Annotated in this window: 5 protein-coding genes and 2 pseudogenes; 3 read left to right on the plus strand and 4 right to left on the minus strand. The window is 69.0% G+C overall.

Annotated features, from left to right (window positions below):
* Positions 1-1,028 (plus strand): annotated as a pseudogene (locus tag AWB89_RS27665) (hypothetical protein); the annotation flags it as partial.
* Positions 1,029-1,039: 11 nt separating this feature from the next.
* Here the strand turns inward: AWB89_RS27665 and AWB89_RS24770 are convergent.
* Together AWB89_RS24770 and AWB89_RS24775 are read right to left on the minus strand one after the other, a co-directional pair.
* Complete coding sequence (locus tag AWB89_RS24770; protein ID WP_085177265.1) at positions 1,040-2,047, minus strand: PHP domain-containing protein; 1,008 nt, start codon at positions 2,045-2,047, stop codon at positions 1,040-1,042.
* Between the two features lie 25 nt (positions 2,048-2,072).
* Positions 2,073-2,501, minus strand: a complete 429-nt coding sequence (locus AWB89_RS24775; RefSeq protein WP_085177267.1) for a hypothetical protein — start codon at positions 2,499-2,501, stop codon at positions 2,073-2,075.
* 50 nt (positions 2,502-2,551) lie between these two features.
* Between AWB89_RS24775 and AWB89_RS24780 the strand changes: the two genes are divergently transcribed.
* Positions 2,552-3,403: an LLM class F420-dependent oxidoreductase gene (locus tag AWB89_RS24780; RefSeq protein WP_085177269.1), complete on the plus strand. Its 852-nt coding sequence runs from the start codon at positions 2,552-2,554 to the stop codon at positions 3,401-3,403.
* 331 nt (positions 3,404-3,734) lie between these two features.
* Here the strand turns inward: AWB89_RS24780 and AWB89_RS24785 are convergent, their stop codons facing one another.
* Both AWB89_RS24785 and gltB read right to left on the minus strand, forming a co-directional pair.
* Positions 3,735-5,201, minus strand: coding sequence for a glutamate synthase subunit beta (locus tag AWB89_RS24785; protein ID WP_085177271.1), 1,467 nt, complete (start codon positions 5,199-5,201; stop codon positions 3,735-3,737).
* Positions 5,194-9,771, minus strand: coding sequence for a glutamate synthase large subunit (gene gltB, locus AWB89_RS24790; protein ID WP_085104635.1), 4,578 nt, complete (start codon positions 9,769-9,771; stop codon positions 5,194-5,196). Before gltB ends, AWB89_RS24785 begins: the two co-directional genes overlap by 8 nt.
* Positions 9,772-10,317: 546 nt before the next feature.
* On the opposite strand from gltB, the pseudogene AWB89_RS28520 reads away from it, so the two are divergent.
* A pseudogene (locus AWB89_RS28520) lies at positions 10,318-10,440 on the plus strand (MinD/ParA family ATP-binding protein); the annotation flags it as partial.
* Positions 10,441-10,495 lie beyond the last annotated feature (55 nt).

A 10,495-nucleotide genomic window follows, 5' to 3' on the forward strand; every position in this document is an offset into this window, starting at 1 on the left:
GGGCCGGCGGGTACGGCGGAGTGCTGCCTCCCGGCCCCATCGTCGGGGCCGGCGCGTCCGGTGGGAATGGCGGAGCCGGCGGCCACGGCGGGGCCGGCGGCGCGAACCACGCCCTGATCGGCGGGCAGGGCGGGGCGGGCGGCATGGGTGGCAACGGCGGCCTGGGCGGCCACGGCGGCACCGGCGCAGACGGCGCCACGAACCTCCCCACCCATCTGGGGGGAAGCGGCGGTGTCGGTGGCAATGGCGGTGACGCCGGTCCTGGTGGGGCCGGCGGCGCCGCTGGCGGGTTCCTCGGGCGCGCCGGCGCCGGCGGCAACGGCGGCGCAGGGGGCGTTGGGGGTATCGGCGGCACCGGCGGGGCCGCCGACGGCACCCTTCTCCAGGGTTTTGCCGGCCAAGGCGGCCAGGGCGGTCACGGCGGCAACGGCGGGGCCGGCGGCAACTCCAGCGGCGGCGCCAACGGCACCGGCGGCGGTGGGGGCGACGGCGGCACCGGCGGTAACGGCGGGAGCGGCGGCTACGGCGGCAACGCCTCGGTAACGGCTGGCGGTCTTCCCCAGGCATTGGGGATCGGCGGCGCCGGCGCCGGCGGCGGTGCCGGTGCCCCCGGCGGCGGGTCAGGCGGCGCCGGCGGCGGCGGAGGGGCGGGTGCTACCGCAGTACTGAGCTCCGCCGCGGGCGGAGGCGGGGGCGGTGGCGGCGGTGCGGCTATCGCCAGCGGCACCGCCGGAGATGGAGGCATAGGCGGGGCCGCGTTCAACCTCAATAACTTGGCTACCTTCGGTCCCAACGGAGCCGGCAGCACCGGCACGGGCGGCGGCGGCGGCGGTGGCGCTGTCGCCAACCTGAACTCCTACGCCGGCAATACCGGCACAGGCGGTGCCGGCGGAGGGACGGGCGCCCTCGGCGCCAATGGCGGTGCTTTTGCCAACAGCGGAGGCGACGCGGGCACCGTTGGCCTCGGCGGCTCCGGCGGGCACGGCGTCATTCCTCTCAAAAACGACGGCGGCAACGGGCAACCCTGACATCAACCCGACTAGTTTGCGGCCGTCCACTCCAGCAGCTTCTCGGCCGGCCACGTGTTGACGATCCGCTCGGTCGGCACGCCCGCGTCCAGCGCGCGCTGGGCGCCGTAGCCGAGAAAGTCCAGCTGACCCGGCGCGTGCGCGTCGGTGTCGATGCTGAACACACAGCCGATCTCCAGCGCGAGCTTCAGCAGCCGGGTGGGCGGGTCGCGGCGCTCCGGACGCGAGTTGATCTCCACGGCCGTGCCGTGCTCGCGGCACGCCCCGAACACCGCCTCGGCGTCGAACTTCGACTCGGGGCGGATGCCGCGGCCGCCGGAGACCAGCCGGCCGGTGCAATGGCCGAGGATGTCGGCGTGCGGGTTGGAGACGGCGCGTACCATGCGCCGCGTCATCGCCGGCGCGTCCATGGACAGCTTCGAGTGCACGCTGGCCACGACGACGTCGAGGCGCTCGAGCAGTTCTGGCTCCTGGTCCAGGCTGCCGTCTTCGAGGATGTCGACCTCAATGCCGGTCAGGATGCGCAGCGGCGCGAACTGGTCGCGCAACCGGTCGATCACGTCGAGCTGCGCGCGCAGCCGCTCCGGCGACAGCCCGTTGGCGATGGTCAGCCGCGGCGAGTGATCGGTCAGCGCGCAGTACTCGTGACCCAGCTCCGACGCGGTGGCCATCATCTCGTCGATCGGCGCCGAGCCGTCCGACCAGTTCGAGTGCAGGTGCAGGTCGCCGCGCAGCGCGGACCGCAGGTCACCGCCCCCGAGATCCTCGGCCGCGGAACGCAATTCGACCAGCAGGTCGGGCTCGCGACCGGACCAGGCCTGGTCGATCACCTTCGCGGTCTTCGGGCCGATGCCGGGCAACGTCTGCCAGCTGTTGGCCTGACCGTGCCGCTCGCGCGCCGCGTCGTCCAGGCCCTCGATGATGTCGGCGGCGTTCCGGTACGCCATCACCCGCCGAGGGTCGTGGCGGCTCCGGTCCTTGTAATAGGCGATCTGCCTTAAGGCGGTTACCGGGTCCATGGCTCCAGTGTGCCCGGCCCGGTGATCAGAACTGGCCGGCGACGAACCCGGCGAGCAGCACGGCGGAGCCGCCGATCTCACCGGCGATCAGCAGCACCATCGTCACCTCGAGGCCGCGGCCGGGGTTTTCGAATTGGTTGACGGTGTCGCGCCGCGCCCCGTGGCTGATGTAGCCCAGGATGGCGGCGACGAAAAAGAAGACGACGACGCCCGCCGCGGTCAGGTTGATCCTCGTGGGCCAGGCGCTGAGTTCGACGAACACCGCCAGCAGCAGCGTCGCGAACGAGTAGAGCAGCGCCGCGCGGTGCGCGATGTCGACGTACGGGTGCGCGCGGTGGTCGTCGGAGGTCATAATCTGCCGGTATTTCCAGACGCCGAGAACCAGCGCGAGCAGGAAGATCAGCCCGGCCGCCAGCAGGGTGATCTTGGTGTCGAGGCCCAGGGTGTACGTCATCGCGGAACGAGTTTAGTTTCCCTTAATAAAGCCCGACTACCGTCGGGTCAATGCGATTCGCGTTCAAAACCTCACCCCAAAACACCACCTGGGCCGACATGCTCGCCGTCTGGCAGGCCGCCGACGACATCGAGGTCTTCGACTCGGGGTGGACCTTCGACCACTTCTATCCGATCTTCTCCGACAGCACTGGCCCCTGCCTCGAGGGCTGGACGACGCTGACCGCGCTCGCCCAGGCCACCCGGCGGCTGCGGCTGGGGACCCTCGTCACCGGCATCCACTACCGCCACCCCGCGGTGCTGGCGAACATGGCCGCGGCACTCGACATCATCTCCAACGGTCGCCTGGAACTCGGGATCGGCGCCGGCTGGAACGAGGAGGAGTCGGGCGCCTACGGCATCGAGCTGGGCTCCATCAGGGAACGCTTCGACCGCTTCGAGGAAGCCTGCCAGGTGCTGATCAGCCTGCTGAGCGAGGAGACCACCGACTTCGCCGGCAAGTACTACCAACTCAAGGGCGCCCGCAACGAGCCCAAGGGCGTGCAGCGCCCGCACCCGCCGATCTGCATCGGCGGCAGCGGCGAGAAGCGCACGCTGCCGATCACCGCGCGCTACGCCCAGCACTGGAACTTCGCCGGCGGCCCGCCCGAATTGTTCGCGCAGAAGCGCGACGTCCTGGCCGCGCGGTGCGCGGACATCGGGCGGGACCCCAAGGAGATCACCATGTCGGCCCACCTTCGGCTGGAGCCGGACCTCAACTACGAGAAGGTCATCGAGGACGCGGCGGCGCTGGGCGCCGAAGGCCTGGAGCTCGGCATCGTCTACCTTCCCCCGCCGCATGACGCCGCCGTGCTGGAGCCATTGGCCGAGGCGATCCGGGATTCAGGGTTGTGGGACGGCTAATCCCGAGCAAACCCGCGCAGCGCGGGTGGAGGCGGGGCTACACCCCGAAGAGCATCAGCTCTTCGGCGGTGATCAGCCGTTCTTGTTTGGCGGGAAATTCGCGGCTCTTTACCGGGTGACGTAACCACGACCAGGCGATTCGCCCCATCCGCGACCGAGGTACCGGGTTGACATGCACAGTGACCACTCCTGCGATCGGTCCGTTCTGGCGGGACTCCCCCGTGACTACTCTGTGACAGAGCCCACAACGAACCATTAGACAACAACCGTCTGGCAAACGTGGGCAGAAACGCCGAATTGAATTCTTCTGTTTCTGGTGTGACGGATGTGACTACGTAAGGGGCGCCGCCGTCGGCTTGATGGGCGCCGGCAGGGCCGTCGAACCCATCAGGAAACGGTCCACGCCGGCCGCGGCGGCCCGGCCCTCAGCTATCGCCCAAACAATCAGTGACTGGCCACGACCCATGTCACCGGCAACGAAAACGCCGGGGACCGAGGTGTCGAAGTCGGCGCCGCGCGCGACGTTGCCGCGGTCGGTGAGCTTCACGTCGAGCTCGGTGAGCAGGCCCGCCCGCTCGGGGCCGACGAATCCCATCGCCAGCAACACCAAATCGGCCTCGAGTTCGAAGTCGGAACCCTCGACCTTGACGAACTTGCCGTCCTGCATGGTCACCTCGTGGGCCTTCAGGCCGGTCACGTGGCCGTCCTTGCCGACGAACTCCTCGGTGTTCACCGAGAACACCCGCTCGCCGCCCTCTTCGTGCGCCGAGGACACCCGGTACATCAGCGGGTAGGTCGGCCACGGCGTGGACTCGGCGCGGGTCTCCGGCGGGCGCGGCATGATCTCGAACTGGTGCACCTCGATGGCGCCCTGCCGGTGCACGGTGCCCAGGCAGTCGGCGCCGGTGTCACCGCCGCCGATGATGATGACCTTCTTGCCCTTGGCGGTGATCGGCGGCTCGCCGTCTTCCCCGAGGACGTCGTCGCCTTCCTGGACCCGGTTGCCCCACGGCAGGAATTCCATCGCCTGGTGGATGCCGTCCAGATCGCGGCCCGGGATGGGCAGATCGCGCCACGCGGTGGCCCCGCCGGCGAGCACCACCGCGTCGAAGTCGGAGCGCAGCTGTTCGACGGTGATGTCGACCCCGACGTTGACGTTCGCCCGGAACTCGGTGCCCTCGGCGCGCATCTGCTCCAGCCGCCGGTCCAGGACGCGCTTTTCCATCTTGAATTCGGGGATGCCGTAGCGCAGCAGCCCGCCGATGCGGTCGTCGCGCTCGAAGACCGTCACGCTGTGGCCGGCGCGCGTCAGCTGCTGGGCGGCGGCCAGACCCGCGGGCCCGGACCCGACCACGGCGACCTTCTTGCCGGTCAGCTTGTCCGGCGGCAGCGGCACCACGAAGCCTTCCTCGAAGGCCCGGTCGATGATCTCCAGCTCGATCTGCTTGATCGTCACCGGATCCTGGTTGATGCCCAGCACGCAGGCCGGCTCGCACGGCGCCGGACACAGCCGCCCGGTGAAGTCCGGAAAGTTGTTGGTGGCGTGCAGCCGTTCGATGGCGTCGCGCCAGCGGCCGCGGCGCACCAGGTCGTTCCACTCCGGGATCAGGTTGCCCAACGGACACCCGTTGTGGCAGAAGGGAATACCGCAGTCCATGCAGCGGGTGGCCTGCTCGCGCAGGGTCGACTCGTCGAAGTCCTCGTAGACCTCGTTCCAGTCGCGCAGTCGCAGCGGGACAGGCCGGCGCTTCGGCAGTTCCCGATGCGTGTATTTCAGGAAGCCGCTCGGATCAGCCATGCGCGGCCGCCATGATCGCCTTATCCACATCGACGCCGTCGCGCTCCGCCGCGGCGATCGCCTGCAGCACCTTCTTGTAGTCGCGCGGCATCACCTTCACGAAGTGCCGGCACTGGTTGGGCCAGTCGGCCAGGATCCGCTGGCCGACAGCGGAATCGGTGGCGTCGACGTGTGCCTGGATGGCGCCGTGCAGGTACTCGGCGTCGTCCTCGTCGGGCGTCTCCAGCTCCACCATTTCGGCGTTGAGGTTGTTCGGCAGTTCGCCGTCCGGGTCGTATACGTAGGCCACGCCCCCGGACATGCCGGCCGCGAAGTTACGCCCGGTGCGGCCCAGGACGACGACCTTGCCGCCGGTCATGTACTCGCAGCCGTGATCGCCGACGCCCTCGACCACGGCGTGGGCGCCGGAGTTGCGGACCGCGAACCGTTCGCCGACCACACCGCGCAAGTAGGCCTCCCCGCTGGTGGCGCCGAACAGGATCACGTTGCCGCCGATGATGTTGTCCTCGGCGACGTAGTCCTGCGGCGCGTTGTCGGACGGGCGCACCACGATCCGGCCGCCGGACAGGCCCTTGCCGACGTAGTCGTTGGCGTCGCCGTAGACCCGCAACGTGATGCCCCGGGGCACGAACGCGCCGAAGCTGTTGCCGGCGGAGCCGTCGAAGGTGATGTCGATCGTGCCGTCCGGCAGGCCCTGGCCGCCATAGGCTTTCGTGAGCTCATGGCCGAGCATGGTGCCCACCGTGCGGTTGACGTTGCTGATCGTGGTGGAGAACCGGACCGGCTTGCCGGAATCCAGCGCCTCGCGGCTCATGACGATCAACTGCTGATCGAGCGCCTTGTCCAGGCCGTGATCCTGGCGCGAGCTGCAGTACAAATCCTGGTTCATGAACGCCGACTCCGGCTCGTGCAGCACCGGCGCCAGGTCCAGCTTGTGGGCCTTCCAGTGCGCCCGAGCCAGCGTCGTGTCCAGCGAACCGACCTGGCCCACGGCCTCGTTGAGGGTCCGGAAGCCCAACTGCGCCAAGTACTCCCGCACCTCTTCGGCGATGAACAGGAAGAAGTTCTCGACGAACTCGGGCTTGCCGGTGAACCGCTCGCGCAGCACCGGGTTCTGGGTGGCGACGCCGACCGGGCAGGTGTCCAGGTGGCACACCCGCATCATGATGCAGCCGGCCACCACCAGCGGGGCGGTCGCGAAGCCGAACTCCTCGGCGCCCAGCAGCGCGGCGATCATCACGTCGCGCCCGGTCTTGAGCTGCCCGTCGACCTGGACCACGATCCGGTCGCGTAACCCGTTGAGCAGCAACGTCTGCTGCGTCTCGGCCAGCCCCAATTCCCACGGGGCACCCGCGTGCTTCTGCGATGTCAGCGGCGTCGCACCGGTGCCGCCGTCGTGCCCCGAGATCAGCACCACGTCGGCGTGCGCCTTGGAAACCCCGGCCGCGACCGTGCCGACGCCGTTCTCGGACACCAGCTTCACGTGCACGCGCGCCGCGGGGTTGGCGTTCTTGAGGTCGTGGATCAGCTGCGCCAGGTCCTCGATGGAGTAGATGTCGTGGTGCGGCGGCGGCGAGATCAGCCCCACGCCGGGCGTGGAGTGCCGCACCTCGGCCACCCACGGGTACACCTTGTGGCCCGGAAGCTGGCCGCCCTCACCGGGTTTGGCGCCCTGGGCCATCTTGATCTGGATGTCGGTGCAGTTGGTCAGGTAGTGCGACGTCACCCCGAAGCGGGCCGAGGCGACCTGCTTGATCGCGCTGCGGCGCCAGTCCCCGTTGGGGTCGCGGTCGAAACGCTTGACGTCTTCCCCGCCCTCGCCGCTGTTGGACCGGCCGCCCAGCCGGTTCATCGCGATGGCCAGCGTCTCGTGCGCCTCGGCGGAGATGGAGCCGTAGCTCATCGCGCCCGTGGAGAAGCGCTTGACGATCTCGCTCGCCGGCTCGACCTCCTCGATCGGGACGGGGGGCCGGACGTCGCCACGGAATTTCAGCAGCCCGCGCAGCGACGCCAGCCGCTCGCTCTGGTCGTCGACGAGACGGCTGTATTCCTTGAAGATCTTGTACTGCCCGGTGCGGGTCGCGTGCTGCAGCTTGAACACGGTCTCCGGGTTGAACAGGTGGTATTCGCCCTCGCGGCGCCACTGGTACTCGCCGCCCACCTCGAGCTCGCGATGTGCGCGCTCGTCGGGCCGGTCGAGGTAGGCCAGCTTGTGGCGGGTGGCGACATCGGCGGCGATGTCTTCCAGGGTGATCCCGGACGTCGGGCAGCTCAGCCCGGTGAAGTACTCGTTGAGCACGTCCTCGGAGATGCCGACCGCCTGGAACAGCTGCGCGCCGGTGTAGGACGCCAGCGTCGAAATGCCCATCTTGGACATGACTTTCAGCACGCCCTTGCCGGCGGCCTTGACGTAGTTGTTGAGGGCCTTGTTGCGGTCGATCCCGTTGAAGTCGCCGCGGTCGAGCATGTCCTCGATCGACTCGAACACCAGGTACGGGTTGATGGCCGCCGCGCCGAAGCCGATCAGCGCGGCCATGTGGTGCACCTCGCGCGCATCGCCGGTCTCGACGACCAGGCCGACGTGGGTGCGGGTCCGGTCGCGCACCAGGTGGTGGTGCACCGCCGACACCGCGAGCAGCGACGGGATCGGGGCCAGCCGCTCGTCGGATCCGCGGTCGGACAGGATAATGACCCGGGCGCCGTCGGCGATCGCCGCGGACGCCTGCGCGCGCACCTCCTCGAGGGCGGCGGCCAGCCCGGAGCCGCCGTCGGCAACCGGGTACAGGCAGTGAATCACCTTGGACCGCATGCCGTGTGGACGCCCGTTGATCTTGTCTTCGGGGTTGAGGTGGATCAGCTTGGCCAGCTCGTAGTTCCGCAGGATCGGCTGTTGCAGCTGGATCTGGTGACAGGAGTTCTCGTCCGGGTTGAGCAGGTCGCGCTCGCCGCCGGTGGTGCCCTGCAGGCTGGTGACGACCTCCTCGCGGATGGCGTCCAGCGGCGGGTTGGTCACCTGGGCGAAGAGCTGCTGGAAGTAGTCGTAGAGCATCCGCGGACGCTGCGACAGCACGGCCACCGGGGTGTCGGTGCCCATCGAGCCGATCGGCTCGGCGCCCGTGCGCACCATCGGCGCCACCAGCAGGTTGAGCTCCTCGTAGGTGTAGCCGAAAGTCAACTGCCGCTTGACGAGTCGCTCGTGGGGCATCCGGGCGTACTCCCCCGACGGCAGGTCGTCCAGCGGAACCAGGCCCTTGTCGAGCCACTCCTGATAGGGGTGCTCGGCGGCCAGCTCGGCCTTGATCTCCTCGTCGGAGACGATCCGGCCCTGCGCGGTGTCCACCAGGAACATCCGGCCGGGCTGCAGCCGCATCCGACGCACCACCGTCGACGGGTCCAGGTCGAGCACGCCGGCCTCGGAGGCCATCACCACCAGGCCGTCGTCGGTGACCCAGATCCGCGAGGGGCGCAAGCCATTTCGGTCCAAGACGGCGCCGATGATGGTGCCGTCGGTGAACGTCATCGACGCCGGGCCGTCCCACGGCTCCATCAGCGAGGCGTGGTACTGATAGAACGCCCGCCGCGCGGGGTCCATCGACTCGTGGCGTTCCCACGCCTCCGGGATCATCATCAACACCGCGTGGGCCAGGCTGCGCCCGCCGAGGTGGAGCAGTTCGAGCGCCTCGTCGAAGCGGGCCGTGTCGGAGGCCCCCGGGGTACAGATCGGGAACAGCTTCTCGACGTCGTCGCCGAACAGGTCGGTCTTGATCAGCGCCTCGCGCGCCCGCATCCAGTTCTCGTTGCCGGTGACGGTGTTGATCTCACCGTTGTGCGCGATGCGCCGGAAGGGGTGGGCCAGCGGCCAGGACGGGAACGTGTTGGTGGAGAACCGCGAGTGCACGATGCCCAGCGCGCTGGTCAGCCGATCGTCTTGCAGGTCAAGGTAAAACGCCTTGAGCTGCGGGGTGGTCAGCATGCCCTTGTAAATAAAGGTCTGGCCGGAAAGGCTTGGGAAATAGACGGTCTCGCGACCGGGCCCGTCCTGGCCCGGGCCCTTGGTGCCCAGCTCGTGCTCGGCGCGCTTGCGGACCACGTAGGCGCGGCGCTCCAGCGCCATCCCCGACGCGCCAGCCATGAACACCTGCCGGAAGGTGGGCATCGCGTCACGCGACAGCGCACCCAGCGACGAGTCGTCCGTGGGCACGTTGCGCCAGCCGATGACCTCCAGGCCCTCGGACTCGGCGATCTTCTCCACCGCGGAGCACGCGGTCGCGGCGTCCTTAGACGACTGCGGCAAGAAGGCGATACCGGTGGCGTAGCTGCCCGCGGGGGGCAGTTCGAAATCCACGACCTCGCGCAGGAACGCGTCCGGGACCTGGATCAGGATGCCGGCGCCGTCACCGCTGCGCGGCTCGGCGCCCTGGGCGCCGCGGTGTTCGAGGTTGAGCAGCGCGGTGATCGCCTTATCGACGATGTCCCGGCTGCGACGGCCGTGCATATCGACGACCATGGCTACCCCGCACGAATCGTGCTCGAACGCGGGGTTATATAACCCGACGCGCTTGGGCGTCATATGCACCTGACCCTTCAACCAGAACGTTCTTCGCTGCCGTTACGAGCGGCTCCGACGGGGCCGCACCCGGGAGGTTGCGGGCTCAAGCCCCTTCGGTCTTGTCGATCGGCTGTGCCCCAGGTGGAGACGATCCGTCAAGGATTCGTCCGTGCAGCGCTGAACGGTGGCCTGGAACTGGTTTCGACAAGTCGTAAAACGATATGACAATACCCGCCTGACATGCCAACTTCGTTAAGTCTAACCGCCAGCGGGCGGCGGCGTAAATTCGCTGCAGCGGGCGGTCGGCAACATCGCCGACATGGGTGTTTTCTGTTGATATTTTCCCGACCCCAGCGTCGATTCTACCCAACCGCTTGACGGAACCACTAATTTCACAAGTTTGCTGTGATCGTGCACACTTCGGGCGGCATCGGGGCCGGACTCACCCACGGGCGTGCTCAGCCGACGGCCGAAGGCGTCGCCGCCCGCCTGCCGCCGGCCCCGGCCGAGTTTGCACGCGGCCGCGTGGCCGATACTGGGTAGGTACCTGGTCAACGCGAGGAGCCCATGAAAGAGCGCGACGAATTCCTGCGGGATCGTCTGCGGCCCGACCAGCCGGGCGCGCCCGCGATCCGCCCGCCGGGTCCTTCGCCCGCCGGCCCGCACCCCGCGGCTCCGCCTCACCCGCCGGCCGTCGGCTGAGCACGCCCGTGGGTGAGTCCGGCCCCGATGCCGGCCACGCGGC

The sequence above is a fragment of the Mycobacterium paraense genome, assembly GCF_002101815.1.
In the GTDB taxonomy this organism is placed as follows: Bacteria; Actinomycetota; Actinomycetes; order Mycobacteriales; family Mycobacteriaceae; genus Mycobacterium; species Mycobacterium paraense.